Consider the following 22,468-nt stretch of genomic DNA (forward strand, 5'->3'; position numbering starts at 1 on the left):
CCTCTGAGTTAATTACGTGCTGAACTAGCCACGGATAATTGAATTGCTATTCTTAATTTACAGCAAAAATAGTGCCAACTAAAAATCAAAATTAACTTTGAACTTGATCCCAATTTATCCATTAACAATAGGACATTATGTCCACACTGCAATGCTAACTGGGACATTAATACACGTTAAAAGTATTGATTTGTTGAAGATTTGCGCCAGATCACGCTTAAGTAAGATGTTTTCAGTTTTAAGGAATAATTATTGCTATGCTAAACCAACGATGAAGCCATTTATCTGCGCCAACATCTCAATAAAGACCTCAAGAGGCTACCTATGACCCAATCTGCTTCGGCAACATCTGCAACTAAAAAGCCCGTTAAGTTTGTAAAAACAGCGACTCAAGTTCCATTAACACTTGCAGTAAAAGCCGTTGATGATCAAGGTGAAATTGTCGATAAATTTGTCGCCTGTGAACGTCCACTAACAGTGTACTTAAACTGGCGTCCAATCGTGACCTTAATGACCTTAGGAGCAAAACCTGAATCATTAACCATTGGTTATCTTAAAAACCAGGGATTTCTGAGCGATTTAAGCTTATTAGAGTCTGTCATTGTTGACTGGGATGTGAGTTCTGCCGCGGTAATTACCCAAGAAGTCTCTGATGATATTGAACAAAAGTTGTCGGAAAAAACGGTTACATCAGGTTGCGGTCAAGGGACGGTTTATGGTGGTTTCTTACAAGGTTTAGACGATATTGTGTTGCCGACACCAGCCTTAAAACAATCAATAATTTATGCGCTACTTAATAATATTAATGCCTACAATGAAACCTACAAAAATGCAGGTGCGGTACATGGCTGTGGTATCTGCCAAGACGATAAAATTTTAGCCTTTGTTGAAGATGTTGGGCGTCATAACGCAGTAGATACCTTAGCCGGTGACATGTGGTTAGAGCAGCAAACAGGCAGCGATAAAATCTTTTATACTACAGGCCGATTAACCTCAGAAATGGTGATTAAAGTCGCCAAGATGGGAATACCGGTATTATTGTCTCGCAGTGGTGTTACCCAAATGGGCTTAGACTTAGCCATGCAGCTAGGTATTACCTTGATAGCACGCGCCAAAGGGCGTCATTTTTTGATTTATCACGGCAGTGAAACCATAGAGTTTGATGCACTCAAAAATAACGCATAACACCTCAAGCTAACCTCGTAATTGTCCCCACTGCTGATGCAATTGCGTGGGGATAAAACTCCACGCCAAAATACGAGTCACTTTATTGCCTTGAAGTACATTTCAATGGTTTTCACCTCAACAGCATGTATTTGCTTAAGCAACTGATAACACGACTTAAGATTGTCTGATTTCGATACTAACGAAGTAAACCACAGCACTTGGCTGCCAAATGCTTTACTTTGGTTGATCATATTCGCTAAAAATTGTTGCTCGCCACCATCGCACCACAGCTCAGCTTTTTGCCCACCAAAATTCAACTTAGGATGAGTTTGTGCTGCAGATAAATTACTTGAGGTTTTGCCGTGTTTTTGTTGTTGGCTTTTAGCGAGATTAGTCACCTTACGCAAAGTACCTGCGGAGGCTTCGGCTAAAGAACGATGAAAAGGCGGGTTACACATGGTGACATCAAAACGTTCGTTTTTAGTAATAATGCCATTAAAAATAGCCTGAGGGTCGGGTTGCAACCTTAGTTGTAAGTTTGCAGCAATATCAGGGTTTTGCTTGGCAATATGAGCCACGTTATCAATCGAAGCGGGATCAATATCTGAAGCAACAAATTGCCAACCATAGGTGGTAATCCCCAACAAAGGATAAATACCATTGGCACCGGTACCAATATCTAACGCCCGTATTCCTGCTCCACGTTTAATGTGACCTTTTAATGCTAATAAGTCAGCAATGTAGTGTAAGTAATCCACACGTCCAGGCACTGGCGGGCATAAATATCCTGACGGAATATCCCAGGCGTTAATATTGTATTCACTGAGCAGCAACGCCGCATTTAACGCCTTAACTGCTTGAGGGTCGGCAAAGTCGATTGATGAATTACCATAAGGGTTAGGCCGCACAAAAGCGGCTAATGATGGCATTACACTAACTAACTTATCAAAATCATAGCCATGCTGGTGAGCGTTACGAGGGTGTAACGTTTTGATTATGGCTTTTTTCTGTGGTGCTTTTTTCTGTGCCGTTGGCGAGCGTTTAGCCGTAGGTTGCTTAGCTCGGCCAACACGAGATTTGGGATAGGTCATTAATCGTATAAGTATTTGGTGAACAGTAAATTAACCACAATTGCACGGCCAACTTCTTGCTCCATTAAACGGTTAACGGTTTCATAGCATTCACGGCGAATTTCTTCTCGGCCAGAAAGCGATTTCACTTTATCTTCAGACTGGTTACCCAGAATTTCAACGATGGCCGAACGTAAAAGTGGATCATGGTGCTCTAAACTCACAAGATCATTAGGATCTTTTACCATCAACTCAACACTGATCTTAACAAAACCTAATTTTTTACGATTAGAAATATAATTAGTCACGATATCAGGCTCAAAGCCATAATATGCGTAATCTTCAACACCTTCATCTGCCGCATTGACGTTTAATGAAACACAGCACCAAATAACTAACGTAAAAAACCATTTTTTCATAATAAGAGACACTCCTAAAGATGTAACGTTAATTAAATCGGCCATGTTGTACACACCTTGAGGCGTGTTTGGTGATTCACGACATGATAGACTATTGCCGTTGAGGTATATTGTAACGAGTTTTAGATGAACGTGACCAGTGTTAGCTTTCCATATGGTGAATCAATTCATTGGTTTTCGCCACAAAAAATCGATTCCTTGCCCGATAACCAACTCAAAGACTGGTTATTAGCACCAGGTAGTTTAACCCAACGCCTTAAAAACCATTGTCGCCATTTTGAAGTCAAAGTCCTTGGGGAGCACTTGCTTTCACCTCTTGAACATGAGTTTCCAAGCCACAATGAACCGGTATGGATCCGTGAAGTACTATTATGCCTTGATGGCTCACCCTGGGTGTTTGCTCGCACATTGATCCCACAAAATATTTTACACACTCAACACCATCATTTTCAGGGTTTAGGTGTTCGTCCGCTTGGAGAAGTATTATTTACCAGCCCAGATATTACTCCAGGCGATATCGAAGTAGCCCAGTTCGAAACCTGTGGCAGACTTGCTGCATTAGCCACAAGCCTTGACCAGCATGTGACATCGAGTTTATGGGGGCGAAGACGCTATTTTAATTTACTTGATTCACAACTGATCGTTAGCGAGATTTTTTTACCCGCAGCAGTTGAGTACATCAATCAGTATTAAACCGCACAGCAATAAAAAAGCCCATTATGTTAAGTAATGGGCTTTTTATTGGTGGTGTCGATAATCTATATTTACACGGTTTGAGTCAGCTTACGATATCCACCAACAAGTGACAGTAGCATCAAACTTAACCAACCTAAACTACCGCCACTACTGCTACTGTCAGTAGATGTGGTCTCTGTAGGCGTAGTGGTAGTAGGCGTGGTAGCAAGCGTAATCGTCACATTTTGACTAACCGTTGACTCATTGCCTAATGAGTCTGTAGCGACTAATGTCACCGCATAAGTGCCACTCTGGGTGTAAGTGTAGCTCGGGTTTTTTACCGTACTTGAGGCACTTCCATCGCCAAAATCCCAAAGGTAGGTGAGCCCACCAAAGCCTTCGGTTGAACTGTTTGTCACACTGACACTGGCATCAGTTTGAGTTAACGTAAACGCGGCAACAGGCAATATGACCACTCGTATGTTTTCTGTGGCGGTTACCGTATTACCCGCACTGTCTTTCACTACCAAGCTCACGTCATAATCACCTGATTGTGCGTAAGTATAAGTGGGGGCGGTATCTGTGCTAGTGGCATTATCACCAAAAGACCAAGCATAGGTGTAGTCACTGCCACCAGTAACCTCAGCACTAAAACTCACATCAGCACCGTTTACTTGTGCGCTAATCTCTGCAGTAAGCGTCACTTCAGGTAAAACACTGCTGTCAGCTAATGCAAATTCAACGGTTGCCGTACTGCTATCGGAGGCTTGCTCAGTTACCTGCATGGTTAACCCTAACTCAGGTAATATCATGCCGGCTTGTGGCTTAAGTGGCGCGCTGTAATCTCGGCTGTCATCAAATAATGACTCAGCACCTAAAGATGTATCGCCAGAGTAACTACTTTGAGCATACAAGCTAAAGGTCGCATCACGAATTTGCACGTCGGTACTGCGGGTACCGATAAGGTTTTGATCGGCGTCAATCACCCCGATTAAACCTTCACCAGGGTGTTCTGAAACATTATTATCAACTTGGTTAAAGTTCTCTAACCATAGTAATACACCCGGTTCGTATTTTTCATAAAACAATCCACCATCAACACCTTGATGACTGCGAAGCTGGACAATATAACGTCTTGCTTTACCAGGACGACTATCATCAATACGGCTAAAACCGGATAAAGTTGCAACACCGCTAGCCTCAGCGCCATCAACATAAAATGCGTTACCTTGATTGGTCAGTTGAATGTCATCAATCGCCATACCATAGTCGCCAACGGCTTCATCGGTTTTATACACCATGCTGATTTGAACGGTGCGTCCAGCATAAGCACTAAGGTCAAAGCTAAGATCAACCCAGGATTCTGTACCCGTTGCAGTGTTGATATCACTTGATTGGCCTGTAATGTAGTTTTTTACACTAGGGAAAATAGCATTAGTTGTGGTGGTGTAGTTACCAGCAATAGCCACACTGTCGACCATCACTTGCACATAATCATAATCAACTTCGATATTCCAATGCGCTTTAAATGTCAGTGCTAATGGCGTATCTAGCGGCAAGGTAACATCAAATGACATCGCATTACTGACCATGTTGCCTTGGCCAGAATAATATTGGTACTCGCCACTGAAAGGAGCGGTAAAGGCAATATCCTCAGCGGGTAAGGCTATCGATAGCTGGTTTACAGCATCGGCATTAACCGCATGATTTAACTGCACAGCAGTACCACTGCTGGTTAAATCGGCTAGAGCAATATTTTGCTCGTTAACCCATTTACCTTTATATTTTTGCTGAAGGTATGATCTCGCATATGGGCTAAAGCCACTTGGCTGAGCCCCGGCAATGCTCCCTGTCCAACTGCCGCCAGACATTAACGACCAGGCGCCTACGGGTGAACCATCGCCACTGTAAGTGAGATCATATTCATCGGGTAAACCTAAATCATGGCCAAACTCATGGGTACAGACACCGGCAGCAGAGTCGATAGGTTGCACGGTATAACCAAATACTTTAAGGCCACCACGCCCAGGTATGGTATAACCGGTAGTGCTGGTATCAACATAATAGCGATGCGACCAAATAGCATCATCGGCCAATACACCGCCACCCGCTTCTTCACCAATACTTGAGTGAAACAGCATCACATGGTCAATGATGCCGTCGGCTTCATCGTAATTACCGTCGCCATCTAAGTCGTATGGATCTTCTACATCATAAGTTGCTAATTCGGCATCGGTCATATCGGCAACCGCTTTAACAACCGCCTCTTTAACTAATTCAGGCACGGCTTGATCATCTTCGTCAGCATTATTGGCACCATAATATGCCGCGTTATTGTCTGCTGTAATCCAACCTTTCACGTCACCGGTAAAAAAGAAACTCTCGCCCGATACAGCCTGAAAATATTGATACGCCGACTGTAACGTTTCATTATTGGGTCCAGTAAAACCAGTCTCTGAGAACAACAATTGCTGGTAATGTGATGCGGGGTAACTGCTGTAATACATCGCAGTATCGCCAGATTCAAGCTGGTTAGCATCGTAAGGTAAATCAGGAAAGTCCACCAGCACAGCCAACACTTTAACCGTTTTAGTGATATCTTGGTCAGCCTGAACGGTGTTATTTGAGGCCACATATTGAGCCGTTTTACTGCTACTAATTGACTGTGATAACTGATTAAGACGCGCTTGCTCAGCTTTGACTTCAATGGCTGCGGGTTTAAACGTGGCATCACGACCGCGGCTCACAAATGCTTCTACAGCAGCTTGTTTTTCTGCATCACTGGCATCTGCCGCTAATTCACCGCGTTTAATTAACCAATACAATACTTGCTGTTCATTGATGATAGCGCCATCGGTTGGCGTGCCCGTTTGCGGCGCGGCTACCGCGGCCATACTGCTGCATGCAAGCAACAAGCTAGAAACAGCAACCCCTTGATATTTAGTTAACTTACTCATTACGACTTACCTGTATTTGGTGTAGGTTTGTGGCATTTTTCAAATGCTTTTTGACGCTTAGCAATATAGTCGGCAACCGTTTTATCTATTTGTGCCTGATCCATATCGTCAGTAATTATTCCTTTGGCGCGCAAGTTTGCAATTAACTTGCTGCGATCTCGTATCGGCGGCATACCACTAGGATCGCAATCTTTAATGATAGGTTTGGTGGCCACTTCGGCGACCTGTTTGTCAGTTTGCGTCTCAGTCACTTGATGTTGGCAACCCAGCAAGCTTAACAGTCCCAACATAATCAAAATATATTTCATATATCACCCCAACCCATAATTACATGACATTAACAGTTGCAACGATAGACTTACAATTAAACTTAGACATTGTTTAATGTTTGATGACTGTTCGATTAAAAAGTAGTAAATAAATCATTAAGAGGGCTTAACAAAACAAAAAAACCGACTCATAAAGTCGGTTTTAAAAGTGATTTCGGTCGATTAACCTGTGGTGTGGTTAATATAGTTTGAAATGCCATCGAGTAACATTTGCACCGATATCATCACCAGCACCATCCCCATCAATCGCTCAACAGCAGTTAACCCTTTTTCGCCTAATAAACGGGTAAATAATTTGTAAAACATCAAAATAAACGCACTTAAAGCCCATGCAGACACTAAAGCAATAGTCCAATCCATCATTCGGCTGCTATCGGTATGCGCTAATAAAATCAACGCGGCCAAAATAGACGAGCCAGCCATTAACGGAATGGCCATTGGCACAATAAACGGCTCTTCACCCGCAGCTAAGCCTGCTACACCACCTGGTGATGGAAAAATCATTTTAATCGCAATTAAAAATAGAATAATCCCGCCGGCAATGCTGACAGATTCTGAACGCAAATTAAGAAAATTCAAGATAGCTTCGCCAGCGAACAAGAATGACAACATGATAACTAGCGCAAATAACAATTCACGGATTAACACTCTGCGGCGCTTTTTAGGATCTATGTGGCGCAATATGGAGGCAAAAATCGGTAAATTACCGAGGGGATCCATAATCAGAAATAACATCACAGCAGCAGAAAAAATATCCATGGACAACTATCTTTTAATTTGTAAAACAATGACGATATTGTATACCGAAAGAGTCACAACAATCGACGTAATGAGTCAGATATTCGTTTAATCTGTTTCCATTAGCACAGTCCTCTACCTTCACTGTGGCCTATGGCTGACTATCGAGCATTGCTTGCATTATCTGTTTTAAGTAAATTTTTCAGCTTGCGCTATTCGCACGCTACAACATAATTGAAAAATGTTATACTGCATCGTTTTTTTTCGATTGAACTCTTGGATAACATGCTCTATCTCATCGCTAGTTGTATCGCATTATTATTTGGTCACTTTTTTACCGTTACTTTTCATCGGGAAGCGGGCTACAAAAAGGCTTAGACGGGTTTATATTTGTCTCGCTAGGTGGGCTAGTGCTCATCCATATATTGCCAGAACTGCTCGAACACGGCGGATTTATCACACTGTTTTTTGTGTTGCTCGGTGTTTGAGGGCCTACTGCCAGCGAAAAACTGTTTCATCGATATTCAGACATTACCCATAATATTACTTTAACCCTCGGTATTGGCGGGCTGTTACTGCACACGATTACCGATGGTGGTGCAATGATACTAGCACAACAAGAAGGCAACTCTATTCTACTGGCCTTGGGCGTGATTATGCACCGTTTACCTGTCGGTGTGGCTATTTGGTGGCTATTAAAGCCGCAAGTGGGAACCCATTGGGCCAGTATAGTGTTAGCGGCAATGATGTTACTCACCGCAGCAGGCTATTTTGCTGGTGAGCAGTTATTAATTCAATTAAGCCTGGAAAATACGGTTTATTTACAAGCATTTGTGACCGGCTCAATTTTACATGTTGTACTACATCAACCTCATGGTCACCAGCACGAAGACAAGCAAGGAAAATATCAATACCAGGCAGGCATTGGCAGCTTACTGGGCTTAGGTTTGTTGGCACTATTATTGTTAATGGACACCGGAGGCCACGAGCATGCACATAATAACCATGGCTCTGAACAGTTTGTGAGCTGGTTATTAACCATTTCACCCATTTTATTAGCCAGCTATGTTATTGCGACTGTTCGATTTGCTATGGGTTTACGGCCATCTCATCACTCACTGGCTCTGCGCTGGTTACAACGCCTAGCAGGGCCTGAAGCTCTTTTGGTGACCTTACTTTTACTGGTACCTGGTTTGCCCTGTACCAGCTGTTCGGCTTATTGGCGATAGGTGTATTGATGACGGTGACTCAAGTTGAGATTACAGACCCACATCCTTCACAACCTAACTCGGCGCTGCGTTTTGGTTTTGGCCAACTCATTGACCGAAGCGCACCTTGGATAATATTAAGTTTAGTATTAGCGAATTTAATTGGTCACCCATCCGTACCATTAGAAAACCCAGCGCTACAAGTATTCATTTTACTGCTGGTCTTTTTACCCATGCGCTTTTGTAACCTTGGCACTGTTATTTTAGCATTAGCTTTAGCTTACAGCGGCTGGAGTCAAATAGCCGTTGCCTTTACGTTATTAGCCGCACCAGTGCTCAGTATTGGTCAGTTAAAATTAATGAATTGGAAACAAGGCTTGATGTTAGGCGTTATTTTGTTGGCAGGGCTAATGGTAGCAGACCAAGTAACATTAAACTCAACAGCCACGTTAAATCTGCCAGATAGCGTCAATATGATTGGCTTGGTGGCGATAGCATTACTATTTGGCGCAAGCTTATTACGCCTTGGCCTCGTCAGTTTTTAAGTCGCTTGATGATTAATATAAAATCTGCGCCACATGACCATACAAAAGCTCATAACCATGGCCACCATCATGCACATGCTAAAGCTGATAACTCAGAGCACAATCATCAACATAAATAACCCGTAAATAACATTTATGGTTATGATGGGGTTACCGTCCTTTAACGAGTAGCCCCATGTGTATTTTGTTCGTTGCTATTGATGCCCACCCAGATTATCCACTGATTATTTGTGCCAATCGTGATGAGTTTCATCATAGAGCAACAGAACCCGCACATTGTTGGCCAACCACACCCGCCATCTATGCAGGGCAAGATAAACTTGCCGGCGGTACTTGGCTTGGAATGAATCAACTTGGCCAATTTGCAGGATTAACCAATATACGAGAAATGGAGCCGCAAGACGGTGTACGAAGTCGTGGTGAATTGGTCGTAAATGCGCTATGCACAACTGATATCACCCCTCAATGGTTAAGCGAACACGCCATCAACTACAATCCTTTCAATTTAGTGTTTCAACAACAGCAACAACTGTATTGCTTTAACAGTAAAACTTTGCAAACGACATTGTTGTCGCCAGGGTTTCATGCGGTGAGTAATGGTGCATTAGACGATGTATGGCCTAAAATGGCTAAAGGTCAGCAAGCACTTCAAAGTTACATATCCAAAACGGCTCAACCTGATGTGGAAGCCTTACGCACAATAATGCTCGACACCTCTCAACCAGCAGATGCAGATTTACCACAAACAGGCTTGAGCATGGAGTGGGAACGAAGACTGTCCTCTATTTTTATTCAACACGAAGAGTATGGCACCCGCTCAACCAGTATTTTGCTCAAACACCGAAGTGGCAGTATGACATTTTGTGAAACGCGTTATGACGGTAAAGCGCGAAATCTCGGTTCGCAGCAATTTACACTGGGTTAACTTCAACATTTCACGCCAACAGACTGTGACATACTCCTCATTACTCACAAAATCTCATATCAGCGGGCGCTAAACTGCATGGGTTTAAACAAGCAACATTCATTTTTACAACCTAGATCAAGTTAATTTGTTTACGAACATTGCATACTTCGTGTGTTGCTAATTTACCCCCGGAGGACACGCCTTGAAGCAGCCCACTCAGATTAGTTGGGATCAGTCGATGATCGAAAAATACAATTACAGCGGTCCCCGTTATACTTCTTATCCGACCGCATTAGAATTCGATGACGCTTTTACTGAGCAAGATTTACTGACATCGATTAAAAATAGCAAAACCGACAAACTGTCGTTGTATGTGCATATTCCTTTTTGTGCCAAGCTTTGTTACTACTGTGGCTGTAATAAAATTATTACCCGCCATGCCCACAAAGCAGACCAATATATAGAGTATTTAGCCGCTGAAATTATTAAGCGCGCACCGCTATTCAAAAATTACACCGTAACCCAAATGCATTGGGGCGGCGGCACACCCACCTTCTTAAGCCCAGAGCAAATTCTTAAGTTAACGGCGTTGATTAAAGAACACTTTAATTTTGCTGAAGTGGGTGAATACTCAATTGAAGTCGATCCACGTGAGATTGAACTGAGTATGTTAGACACATTAAAAGAAGCCGGTTTTAACCGGGTATCTATTGGTGTGCAAGACTTTAATAAAGACGTTCAAGTTGCGGTGAATCGCGAACAAGACGAACAATTTATTTTCGACTTAATTGCCAAAGCGAAAGCATTAGGGTTTGTATCGACTAACGTAGACCTTATTTACGGTCTACCGCTACAAACACCAGAAACTTTTGCTCAAACAATTGCACGCATTATTGAATTATCGCCAGATCGTTTATCGGTATTTAACTATGCGCATTTGCCATCTCGTTTTGCGGCGCAACGTAAAATTAAAGATGCCGATATGCCATCACCACAACAAAAACTTGATATGTTGCATCAAACCATCGAGTCTTTAACGGGTGCCGGTTATCAGTTTATTGGTATGAATTACTTTGCTAAACCTAATGATGAATTAGCCAAGTTACAAAATGCCGGCAAACTACACCGCAACTTCCAAGGTTACACCACTCAGGAAGAATGTGACTTGTTAGGTTTAGGTGTTTCATCAATCAGCCAAATTGGCGATTGTTATGCACAAAACCAAAAAGACATTCGCCCTTACTATGAGTCCATTGATGCTAATGGTCATGCACTTTGGAAAGGCTGCAGCTTAAATCGTGATGATGAAATCCGCCGCGCGGTAATTAAGCAAATCATTTGTCACTTTGACTTAGACATGGCCAAAATTGATGCTGCGTTTGATATTCAATTTGAAGACTACTTTGCTGAAGACTTAAAGTTATTACAGACCTTTATTGACGATAAGCTTGTCGACATAACAGACCGCAAACTTACTGTTAGCGCGACCGGTCGCCTACTTATCCGTAATATCTGTATGTGCTTTGATGTGTATTATCGTCAAAAAGCCCGCCAACAGCAGTTCTCACGGGTGATTTAACTCAGAGTTAAACATATATGACATAAAAATAGCCAGCATTTGCTGGCTATTTTGTTATGTACTTTATAAGGTTTACCTCAAAATATTACAGCATTTACTAGGGTCTGTTGATCTTTCAAGGTTGTTTTTGCAGCAAAGATTAACAGACCCTAGAGACTATTTAGCTTTTCTTGCGTATAACGCTTTACGCTCACTGTCTGACAAAAAGGTCATCTCAACGCCATTACGTTGCAAGGTTGCCAATTGGCTATCGCTAAAGCCCATTTCTGATTTAACCACACGATACTCGTGCGCGATGTCAATTGCGCTTACTCCTGGGTCATCAGTATTCAAACCAATTAACACGCCAGCGTCTAAAAATTTACGCAGAGGATGCACATCATAGTTTGCAACAGTTGAGGTATGCAAATTACTGGTTGGACACGATTCAATACCAATACGATGCTTCGCGAGGTATTCCATTAATTTAGGATCATGGATGGCATTAACACCATGACCAATACGAGTGGCACCTAAAACGTTAATGGCTTGCCACATGCTTTCTGCACCCGCAGCCTCGCCCGCATGTGCAGTGATTTGTAGTCCAGCATCACGAACACGTTTAAAGTGTTCAGTAAATAAGTCGCCTGGGAAACCTAGCTCGTCACCCGCGAGATCCATTGCAACAATGCTGTCACGGTGCGCTAGAATGCCTTCTAGCTCTAAACGGCATTTTTCTTGGCCAAAAGAGCGCGACATAATACCAATAAGGTTAATTTGAACGTCGTACTCTTTAACACCTGCACGTACACCATCAATAACCGCTTCAACCACACCTTCAATGGGTAAATTATGATTCATCGCCATATAGTAAGGACTAAAGCGCAGCTCTGCGTAATCTAACCCTTGTGCAGCGGCATCGGCTACGTTTTCGTAGGCAACACGCTTAACAGCATCTAAATCAGCCAATACAGCAACCATCCAATCTAGCTTCTTTAAAAAATCGACAAGGTTGTTTTCTTTACCCTGAATTTGCACAAAAGGGGCAAGTTCTTCTAACGAATTAGCGGGTAACTTAATGCCATGTTGATGGCCTAATTCCCAAATGGTTTTTACGTTAACATTACCGTCTAAATGACGATGCAAATCAACCAGCGGAATGGTTGTATCGATCATAATTAACCCCTATAAACTTACCCTGCCATTGGTTTGATTTTGTCGGTCAGAGAATAGTATTCAGTTTAACATGTATTTACATATTTTCTGATGGCGATTGTTTTTTTCTGATTTCAGTCACAACAAGTCTAAACAGTATTTGCGATGTGTTTTTGGATTGAAATCGGGCATACTCTCAATAAACGAAGCCAACACTTTGCCAAATTAAAGGACTTTTTGATGCGCTTGCTGCTGTTACCTGCACTTTTTATATTCAGTATATCTGGCTGTCAATTCAACGCGACACCTCAACCCTCCATAGACGCTCCTGCGACACAAGCCAATACTGAACAAGAGTTACAGACCTTAATCGATAAAAGCTGGGCGCTCACGTTAGCCGACTCTCCAGAGCTTGCCGCCAGTTTAGGTAACAAAGATGCCGCCAGTAAACTCACTGACCTATCCCCAGAATCGTTAGCACAAAAAGATCTGCAAACAAAAACACTACTCACACAACTCGCTGCGCTAGACCGCAGTAAGTTATCTACAGCTAGTGTTATCAACGCTGATATGCTCCAAGCTCAACTGCAAAATGATGTCGACCTTTATCATTATCATGATCATTACTTACCCATCACTGCAGAAAGTGGCTTTCATGCCTATATCGCCTCCATCGCAAAATCATCTTTTAACAATATTGACGATTACCAACAATATATTGCCAAGTTAGAAGGCATGCCACGTTATTTTGAGCAACAAACATTTTGGCTTAAGCAAGGCCTTGCTAGCGGAATAACGCCTGCAAAAGTCACCTTAAAAGGCTTTGAAGACAGTATCAGTGCTTTTATTGTTGAACCACAAAAAAGCGGCTATTTTACGCCATTCACTCACTACCCAGACCATTTCAGCGCTGCACAGAAAACCGCACTTACCCAGAAAGGTCTTGAGTTAGTCGCAAATACTGTATTGCCACTTTACCAGCAGTTTTATGACTTCATGACCCAAGAGTATATTCCTAATGCACGCACTGAAATAGCAGCTTCAGCACTACCTAATGGCTCTGCGTTTTATCAAAATAGAGTGAATTATTACACCACTGTTAATATGAGTGCCGAGCAAGTTCATAAGTTAGGGCTTGAGGAAGTAGCAAGAATACGCGCCGAAATGGAAGCAATTATTCAACAAGTAAAATTTGACGGCAGTTTTGCGGACTTTTTACATTTTTTACGCACCGATCCACAGTTTTACCCAAAGTCGGCAGATGAGCTACTAAAGGAAGCCGCCTTTATCGCCAAAAAAGCCGACGCTATGCTGCCTAAATATTTTGGTCAATTACCTCGCACACCTTACGGCATTGCACCAGTTCCTGCAGAAATAGCACCTAAATATACAACTGGACGTTACTCTGGCTCAAACCGCGATGATGAGCCTGGCTATTATTGGGTTAATACTTACGCGTTAGATAAACGCCCTTTGTATGAGCTCGAAGCACTTACATTACATGAAGCCGTACCAGGACATCATTTACAAATTTCATTAAACAAAGAGCTAGCAGATTTACCCAACTTTAGACGCTATAGCTATATTTCAGCGTTTGGTGAAGGTTGGGGGCTATATTCAGAATACCTCGGACTTGAAGCTGGATTTTATCAAGATCCATACAGTAACTTTGGCCGTTTAACTTACGAAATGTGGCGAGCTGCCCGCCTAGTAGTCGATACAGGCATGCATGCAAAAGGCTGGAGTCGTCAACAAGCAATTGATTTTATGGCCAGCAATACTGCGTTATCAATGCATAATGTCACAACAGAAATTGACCGTTATATTTCATGGCCAGGACAAGCACTGTCTTACAAAATAGGTGAGCTCACCATTAAACGCTTGCGTGCAAAAGCAGAGGCCGAATTAGGCGCTGATTTTAATCTCAGTGCTTTTCATGATGCGGTACTTGAAAATGGGTCAATTCCAATGTCAGTATTAGAACAAATGATTGATCAGTTTATCTTGCAGCAACAAGCCTTATTATCAACCAATGCCCAAAGTTAACGGCCATTGATATAACCCGATAAACACCTAAACATATTAACCAGCTGGCTTATACATAATGCATTACATGAAATTTTCGTCTGAACTCAAGTTAGATACCAGCGCCCAGCGCGATTTTTGGCTAGGAGTCAAACAAAGCCACTTTAATACACCAGACGGGATTAATATCGCTTATGCCCATATCCAACATCCAGATAGCCAAAAAGCAATAGTCATTAGCAATGGTCGTGTTGAGTCATATATAAAATATAAAGAGTTAATGTTTGATTTATTTCATCAGGGTTTTAGCATTTATGCATTAGATCATCGAGGTCAAGGGCTATCTGACCGGCTGACACATAACCCTCATATGGGATATGTGGATAGCTTTAGCGATTATACTCAAGACCTTAGCCAGTTTATCGATGAAATAGTCACGCCTTTTGAGCATACGGAACTATTTATGTTAGCTCATTCAATGGGAAGTACTATCGCAAGTCACTATATACACTTACACCCCACCACATTTACTGCCGCCGTATTCTCAGCCCCGATGTTTGGCATTAATCTGCCTTTTGCTGAGTCACTAGTACGCTGGTTAGCCGCTAAATTTGATAACAGTCAGATGGTTAATGGTAAAGTAAACAGTCGCTTTGTATTAGGCGGTGGTGCTTATCAAGCGGTTAATTTTAACCGAAATCAACTCACTCATAGCCCACAGCGCTACCAGTATTATCGAAATTTATTTAATTCCACACCAAAGGCTCAATTAGGATCACCGACTAATCATTGGTTACTTGAAGCCTTAGATGCAGCGATGCAAAGCATAGGTTATGCCAAAGAGAGCCAAACTCCGATTTTGATTTTACAGGCAGAAAAAGACAGCGTCGTTTGCAATGAAGCACAAAATCGTTCCCTCAGTAACAAGTGCCACAAAGTGGTTATTGAAGGAGCTTTTCATGAGGTCTTTATTGAAACGGATATAATGCGCAATATCGCCTTATCGTATTCAATGGACTTTATGGCGCAACACTCAACGATAGCTGCGTCTTAATCAACTGTGTAATGTCGTCTTTATCAAGTGGACGGCTAATAATGTAACCTTGAAATCCCGTACATTTTGCGTGAGTTAATAAGTTGAGTTGTTTTTTGTTTTCGATTTGCTTAGCGACGACGGGTAAATTCAACTTATTCGCAAACTCAACTATGGCGTTAACAATGTTAAATATTTCAGGGTTATATTCTATTTCTTCAAGATACACAGCCGCCAACTTAACCTGTGAAAATGAAATCCCTTGTAATTGATGCACACCACAAGAACCACCACCAAAATCGTCCATCGCGATATTAATACCATAAGCTTGTAGTTCTATAATCTTATTTCTTGCGTCATCAGCATTAACCTTAAAAATGTCTTCTGCTATTTCAAATTGCAGTAATTTAGGTGATACATAGGTCGCTGATATTCTGCTCATTACCACGTGAGCAAAATGATCCTGATGAAAATGCCTTGAAGAAATATTAAGTGACATCACAGGCACAGTTGAATTCATTTGCTGTAAAGAATTGATTAACAACAATACTTGGTCGAGTGCCCAGAGCTCAATTTCAAAAATATAATCAGTTACTTCAGCTGCGGCAATAAATTTGCGCGGACTAATATAACCAAATTGTGGGTGATACCAGCGCATCAATACTTCGACACTATTCAATTGCCCTGTATGATCAACAACGGGCTGATACACCAAAGACATTTGTTTATTATGGATGGCAAGCTTAAGCTCACTTTGCAGTTTTATTGGCTGTACATGTTGTTGGTCTAATTCTGGCTGATAGATAGCACAACCATTAGAACGACTATCCTTAGCTTGATCTAAAGCACTATCCGCTCGAGCCAATAATACTTGTGGTTCTAACGATTCAATTCCATCAAAAACAACTAACCCCACCCTGGCTGTTATTGATAAGTTTTGTTCGGAAATAGTGAACCCACGACCAATGAGCTGCCTAACTTCACTAGCTAAAGCCAATGCACGCTTATTTGCTTGATCAATATCATGACCGAAGTTTTTAGCCAAAATAACAAATTCATCTGCGCCAAGGCGAGCCACAGTTCCCGCACTTGAAAAACTCCCAGATAATCGGGCAGCAATTTGCATCAATAAACGGTCACCTAACTGTCGGCCAAGAGCATCATTGATCAGCTTAAAGTTATCTAAATTAATCATAAGGAGCGCAGAGAACTGGCCAGTCTTACGGCTAAGCACTTGCAAATCATAAAGTTGATCAGCAAGAACTTCTCGATTGATTAAATCTGTTAAGCCATTGTGATTAGGTTTATCCACCGAAATTCGCTGACTTTTAACGTCACCAGAAACATCAGTAATGGTACCAATAATCCGTAAAGGCCTACCTAACTCATCCCACTCAACAATTTTCCCTCGATCAAGCACCCAAATATAACGGCCGTCTTTGTGTCGTAAGCGATGCACACTCTCATATTCATCATGTTGATTATTGATGTAATTCTGTAAGGTATTTAATACCTGAGGCTTATCTTCACGATGTAAACGAGATTCCCAAACAGAATAATCATTATCTAGTTCATATGGTTGATAGCCTAATATTTCTTTCCAACGATCAGAAACAAACACATCACCAGTAGCAATCGCCCAATCCCAAATTCCATTTCGCGCGCCCTCGACAGCAAACAGCCAACGCTGCTCTGCATCATTAAGTCGCTTTTGGCTGCGATATAAACGACCTTTCACTAAATTTAAATAATCCCGTAAAGTAGACATTTCACGCGTTACGCAAATAATATTGGTATTGAAGTCGGGCTTATCGATGTTTTTAGCGGCATGACTTAATTGGGATAATGGGCGAATAAAAGCATAATGTAAGAGAATACAAAACAACGTCAGTACAATTGCACCTAAGCCCCATATTTCAATAAAACGCTTGAGTAAGCTCTCTGTAGCTTCAGACAATAGATTAGCGATATCATATTCAAGGTAAATAAGTTCTACGGTATTAGAATAACTAAAGCGTGAATTTGAATTGAGTGGATAATAAGCTTGAATCGATAAGCGTTCAAAATTAACAGTTACATTAGGTTTATTACTGCCAATAGCAGCACTATGCTTATCGGCTGAATAACCTTCAAGTACATTGATAGCATTACTTTCACGCCAAATAATATGGTTAGCAAATTTAATATCGCTAGCAGAATCTAAAATAACATAAGCCATCATATTCTGATCGGTCGATACTAAGGCAACCTCTTGCTCTATACGTTCAAAATCTTGAGTCATCACAGAAGATTCAATTACATGACTCATACGGAAAAGATCTTTTTGAATTTGCTCTGATTGTCTTAACGCTAATTGATCATTTAATTCTGCATGCTCATAAAAATACTCCCCACTTACCAAACCGAGGTAAAGGATAATAAAACACGCAGGAATAAGGAAAGACAAAGACAGTTTCGGCAACCGAGGCAAAATAAACCCACCCAATAAAATAGATAAATATATGCTAGCGGTAATCTTAGCAATATGTAAAGGAATAGTTATAGAACACAACCACATAAACAGGATAATGACTGTTTAATCATGAAGGGCTTTACTCCACATATTGTAGTGCATATACCAATAGAATTCAGTGTCTATTAACCACCAAACCTGAATGCATCAACAAATCATTGTGTTAGGGCTCGATCATCAAGCAATAAGCGCTAGAAGATAAAGAAAGCTCATTTCGCCATAACAATAGAATAACAATTAAAGCCAAGTCGAGTTAAAAATTGATATTGAATGCCTGATTTTTGTAGAGCTTCTATAGCTGCTTGAAATAACACAATTTTACTGATTGACAACACTGCTATTGATGCTCATTTCGACCAATAATAATTGATGCACAAAGCTCAAATTCCAGACGTAAAAAAGCCCGTTGCGTTAGCAACGGGCTTATCACTCTCTTTTCAGAGAAATTCGGCGTCTGGAAATGACCTACTCTCACATGGGCATATCGACCACACTGCTATCATGCCCATTCAACGCACAAACCTTAGACGTAAAAAAGCCCGTTGTGTTAGCAACGGGCTTATCACTCTCTTTTCAGAGAAATTAGGTGCCTGGAAATGACCTACTCTCACATGGGCATATCGACCACACTGCTATCTTGCTCATTTGACACACAAATCTTAGACGTAAAAAAGCCCGTTGCGTTAGCAACGGGCTTTCGTACTTATTAAGCGTCTGGAAATGACCTACTCTCACATGGGGAGACCCCACACTACCATCGGCGATACTGTGTTTCACTTCTGAGTTCGGAATGGGATCAGGTGGGATTCACAGCTCTATGGTTTCCAGACAAAAAATTGTACGGAACAAATTTTTAACGCACTTTAGTGCGGCTCGTTAGGGTCAAATACATGGATGTATTTGATAAATTGCTCCTCTATCTAATGCTACATTGAGCATTAAATAATAATTCGGAAAGCTGATTGCTTTGAGTCTCTACACACCACTTAAGTGCTCTATTCTAATACTAAGTTCGTATCAGTAAAACCCATCTGGGTTGTATGGTTAAGCCTCACGGGTCATTAGTACAAGTTAGCTCAACGCCTCACAACGCTTACACACCTTGCCTATCAACGTAGTAGTCTCCTACGGCCTTTAGAGAGCTTAAAGCTCTAGGGATGACTCATCTTAGGGCTCGCTTCCCGCTTAGATGCTTTCAGCGGTTATCGATCCCGAACGTAGCTACCGGGCAATGCTATTGGCATAACAACCCGAACACCAGCGGTTCGTCCACTCCTGGTCCTCTCGTACTAGGAGCAGCCCCCTTCAATCATCCAACGCCCACGGCAGATAGGGATCGAACTGTCTCACGACGTTCTGAACCCAGCTCGCGTACCACTTTAAATGGCGAACAGCCATACCCTTGGGACCGACTTCAGCCCCAGGATGTGATGAGCCGACATCGAGGTGCCAAACACCGCCGTCGATATGAACTCTTGGGCGGTATCAGCCTGTTATCCCCGGAGTACCTTTTATCCGTTGAGCGATGGCTCTTCCATTCAGAACCACCGGATCACTATGACCTACTTTCGTACCTGCTCGACGTGTATGTCTCGCAGTTAAGCTGGCTTATGCCATTGCACTAACCGTACGATGTCCGACCGTACTTAGCCAACCTTCGTGCTCCTCCGTTACTCTTTGGGAGGAGACCGCCCCAGTCAAACTACCCACCAGGCACTGTCCCGAACCCCGATAAGGGGCCGCGGTTAGAACATCAAAACTACAAGGGTGGTATTTCAAGATTGACTCCACACAAACTAGCGTTCATGCTTCAAAGTCTCCCACCTATCCTACACATGTAGGTTCAATGTTCAGTGCCAAGCTATAGTAAAGGTTCACGGGGTCTTTCCGTCTAGCCGCGGGTATACGGCATCTTCACCGCAATTTCAACTTCACTGAGTCTCGGCTGGAGACAGCGTGGCCATCATTACGCCATTCGTGCAGGTCGGAACTTACCCGACAAGGAATTTCGCTACCTTAGGATCGTTATAGTTACGGCCGCCGTTTACCGGGGCTTCGATCATGAGCTTCTCCTTACGGATAACCCAATCAATTAACCTTCCGGCACCGGGCAGGCGTCATACCGTATACGTCATCTTGCGATTTTGCACAGTACTGTGTTTTTGATAAACAGTTGCAGCCACCTGGTATCTGCGACTCCCAACAGCTTAGAGAGCAAGTCTCATCACCGTCAGGAGCGTACCTTCTCCCGAAGTTACGGTACCATTTTGCCTAGTTCCTTCAGCCGAGTTCTCTCAAGCGCCTTGGTATTCTCTACCCGACCACCTGTGTCGGTTTGGGGTACGATTTCTACTAACCTGAAGCTTAGAAGATTTTCCTGGAAGCATGGCATCAACTACTTCATCACCTTAGTGACTCGTCATCAGCTCTCGGCCTTAAGATTTCCCGGATTTGCCTAAGAAATCAGCCTACCACCTTAAACGCGGACTACCAACGCCGCGCTAGCCTAGCCTTCTCCGTCTCTCCATCGCAGTTAGCAAAAGTACAGAAATATTAATCTGTTTCCCATCGATTACGCCTTTCGGCCTCACCTTAGGGGTCGACTCACCCTGCCCCGATTAACGTTGGACAGGAACCCTTGGTCTTTCGGCGAGGGAGTTTTTCACTCCCTTTATCGTTACTCATGTCAGCATTCGCACTTCTGATACGTCCAGTGTGGGTTACCCCTTCACCTTCAACCGCTTACAGAACGCTCCTCTACCGCGCATCTCTAATGAAATGCACCCGTAGCTTCGGTGGTATGTTTAGCCCCGTTACATCTTCCGCGCAGGCCGACTCGACTAGTGAGCTATTACGCTTTCTTTAAATGATGGCTGCTTCTAAGCCAACATCCTAGCTGTCTAAGCCTTCCCACATCGTTTCCCACTTAACATACACTTTGGGACCTTAGCTGACGGTCTGGGTTGTTTCCCTTTTGACGACGGACGTTAGCACCCGCCGTCTGTCTCCCGTATAGCACTCATTGGTATTCGGAGTTTGCAAAGGGTTGGTAAGTCGGGATGACCCCCTAGCCTTAACAGTGCTCTACCCCCAATGGTGTTCGTACGAGGCGCTACCTAAATAGCTTTCGAGGAGAACCAGATATCTCCCGGTTTGATTGGCCTTTCACCCCCAGCCACAAGTCATCCGCTCATTTTTCAACATAAGTCGGTTCGAGTCCTCCAGTTGATGTTACTCAACCTTCAACCTGCCCATGGCTAGATCACCGGGTTTCGGGTCTACACCTTGCAACTAAACGCGCAGTTAACACTCGGTTTCCCTACGGCTCCGCTATTCGCTTAACCTCGCTACAAAATGTAAGTCGCTGACCCATTATACAAAAGGTACGCAGTCACGGTCTCAAGAACCGCTCCCACTGCTTGTACGTATACGGTTTCAGGTTCTATTTCACTCCCCTCACAGGGGTTCTTTTCGCCTTTCCCTCACGGTACTGGTTCACTATCGGTCAGTCAGGAGTATTTAGCCTTGGAGGATGATCCCCCCATATTCAAACAGGATGTCACGTGTCCCGCCTTACTCGTTTTCATCAATGGTTAGTTTTCGTGTACGGGGCTATCACCCTGTGCCGCTGTGCTTTCCAACACATTCCACTAACACCCCACTGACTTAAGGGCTAATCCCCGTTCGCTCGCCGCTACTAGGGGAATCTCGGTTGATTTCTTTTCCTCCGGGTACTTAGATGTTTCAGTTCCCCGGGTTTGCCTCTACACACTATGTATTCATGTGCAGATACTCACTTATGTGAGTGGGTTTCCCCATTCGGACATCGTTAGCTCAAATGCTTGTTACTAGCTCGCCAACGCTTTTCGCAAGTTACTACGTCCTTCATCGCCTCTGACTGCCAAGGCATCCACCGTATACGCTTGGTCACTTAACCATACAACCCAAATGAGTTTCACTTACGTGAACTCTGGGTCATATCATGACCAGCTGGTTTTTACTTTGATAATTCATGCACTTTCGCACACGAAATCGCCTTAGTTTTTAGAATATTCAAGACACTTAAACAGTGTTTTGAGAACTCAAGTGTTAATGCTTTCGCATTAACGTTTTTCGCACTAACCTAATCACACAAACAACAACGAATCGTCATTTATGCGCCTTTTAGTT

General features: G+C 42.7%; 12 protein-coding genes, 2 rRNA genes and 2 pseudogenes. 7 read left to right on the forward strand and 9 right to left on the reverse strand.

Features of this window, described 5'->3' with window-relative positions; translation table 11 throughout:
- The first annotated feature begins 324 nt into the window (after nt 1-324).
- Nucleotides 325-1,185, forward strand: a complete 861-nt coding sequence (locus N4T56_RS19495) for a formate dehydrogenase accessory sulfurtransferase FdhD (protein ID WP_261734346.1) — start codon at nt 325-327, stop codon at nt 1,183-1,185.
- A gap of 9 nt (nt 1,186-1,194) precedes the next feature.
- On the opposite strand, the pseudogene rlmF reads toward N4T56_RS19495, so the two are convergent.
- Together rlmF and N4T56_RS19505 are read right to left on the reverse strand one after the other, a co-directional pair.
- Nucleotides 1,195-2,258 (reverse strand): annotated as a pseudogene (rlmF, locus tag N4T56_RS19500) (23S rRNA (adenine(1618)-N(6))-methyltransferase RlmF).
- Nucleotides 2,258-2,656, reverse strand: a complete 399-nt coding sequence (locus N4T56_RS19505; RefSeq protein ID WP_188924733.1) for a flagellar basal body-associated protein FliL — start codon at nt 2,654-2,656, stop codon at nt 2,258-2,260. The pseudogene rlmF and the gene N4T56_RS19505 overlap by 1 nt, the downstream one beginning before the upstream one ends.
- A 126-nt stretch (nt 2,657-2,782) precedes the next feature.
- Between N4T56_RS19505 and N4T56_RS19510 the strand changes: the two genes are divergently transcribed.
- Nucleotides 2,783-3,349, forward strand: coding sequence for a chorismate--pyruvate lyase family protein (locus tag N4T56_RS19510; protein WP_261734347.1), 567 nt, complete (start codon nt 2,783-2,785; stop codon nt 3,347-3,349).
- Nucleotides 3,350-3,420: 71 nt separating this feature from the next.
- Here N4T56_RS19510 and N4T56_RS19515 read toward each other — a convergent pair whose 3' ends face one another.
- From N4T56_RS19515 to N4T56_RS19525, 3 genes are all read right to left on the reverse strand, one after another.
- A complete protein-coding gene (locus tag N4T56_RS19515) occupies nt 3,421-6,288 on the reverse strand; it encodes an immune inhibitor A domain-containing protein (RefSeq protein WP_261734348.1) in 2,868 nt (955 codons plus the stop codon).
- A complete protein-coding gene (locus tag N4T56_RS19520) occupies nt 6,288-6,596 on the reverse strand; it encodes a hypothetical protein (protein WP_261734349.1) in 309 nt (102 codons plus the stop codon). Before N4T56_RS19520 ends, N4T56_RS19515 begins: the two co-directional genes overlap by 1 nt.
- A gap of 183 nt (nt 6,597-6,779) precedes the next feature.
- Entirely contained in the window at nt 6,780-7,376 is a 597-nt protein-coding gene (locus N4T56_RS19525; RefSeq protein ID WP_261734350.1) for a YhgN family NAAT transporter, read from the reverse strand.
- A 264-nt stretch (nt 7,377-7,640) separates the two neighbouring features.
- Between N4T56_RS19525 and N4T56_RS19530 the strand changes: the two are divergent.
- From N4T56_RS19530 to hemN, 3 genes and pseudogenes are all read left to right on the forward strand, one after another.
- Nucleotides 7,641-9,227, forward strand: a pseudogene (locus N4T56_RS19530) (metal transporter).
- A 56-nt stretch (nt 9,228-9,283) separates the two neighbouring features.
- Nucleotides 9,284-10,033 carry an NRDE family protein gene (locus N4T56_RS19535; RefSeq protein ID WP_261734351.1) on the forward strand — a complete coding sequence of 250 codons (750 nt, stop codon included), beginning with the start codon at nt 9,284-9,286 and terminating at the stop codon, nt 10,031-10,033.
- A gap of 184 nt (nt 10,034-10,217) precedes the next feature.
- Complete coding sequence (gene hemN, locus N4T56_RS19540; RefSeq protein ID WP_261734352.1) at nt 10,218-11,594, forward strand: oxygen-independent coproporphyrinogen III oxidase; 1,377 nt, start codon at nt 10,218-10,220, stop codon at nt 11,592-11,594.
- A 156-nt stretch (nt 11,595-11,750) separates the two neighbouring features.
- Here the strand turns inward: hemN and add are convergent, their stop codons facing one another.
- Nucleotides 11,751-12,749, reverse strand: a complete 999-nt coding sequence (gene add / locus N4T56_RS19545) for an adenosine deaminase (RefSeq protein ID WP_261734353.1) — start codon at nt 12,747-12,749, stop codon at nt 11,751-11,753.
- Nucleotides 12,750-12,968: 219 nt separating this feature from the next.
- Between add and N4T56_RS19550 the strand changes: the two genes are divergently transcribed.
- Both N4T56_RS19550 and N4T56_RS19555 read left to right on the forward strand, forming a co-directional pair.
- A complete protein-coding gene (locus N4T56_RS19550; protein ID WP_261734354.1) occupies nt 12,969-14,774 on the forward strand; it encodes a DUF885 domain-containing protein in 1,806 nt (601 codons plus the stop codon).
- 58 nt (nt 14,775-14,832) lie between these two features.
- A complete protein-coding gene (locus N4T56_RS19555; protein WP_261734355.1) occupies nt 14,833-15,807 on the forward strand; it encodes an alpha/beta fold hydrolase in 975 nt (324 codons plus the stop codon).
- On the opposite strand, the gene N4T56_RS19560 is transcribed toward N4T56_RS19555, so the two are convergent.
- The 3 genes from N4T56_RS19560 to N4T56_RS19570 all read right to left on the reverse strand — a co-directional run bounded on the left by N4T56_RS19560 (nt 15,773) and on the right by N4T56_RS19570 (nt 22,235).
- Nucleotides 15,773-18,256, reverse strand: coding sequence for a putative bifunctional diguanylate cyclase/phosphodiesterase (locus tag N4T56_RS19560; protein WP_261734356.1), 2,484 nt, complete (start codon nt 18,254-18,256; stop codon nt 15,773-15,775). The two genes, N4T56_RS19555 and N4T56_RS19560, sit on opposite strands and share 35 nt — an antisense overlap.
- Nucleotides 18,257-19,010: 754 nt before the next feature.
- A 5S ribosomal RNA gene (gene rrf, locus N4T56_RS19565) occupies nt 19,011-19,127 on the reverse strand.
- A 211-nt stretch (nt 19,128-19,338) separates the two neighbouring features.
- Nucleotides 19,339-22,235 (reverse strand): 23S ribosomal RNA (locus tag N4T56_RS19570).
- Nucleotides 22,236-22,468: the final 233 nt, after the last annotated feature.

It is taken from the genome of Shewanella phaeophyticola, from assembly GCF_025398315.1.
GTDB classification, from domain to species: domain Bacteria; phylum Pseudomonadota; class Gammaproteobacteria; order Enterobacterales; family Shewanellaceae; genus Shewanella; species Shewanella phaeophyticola.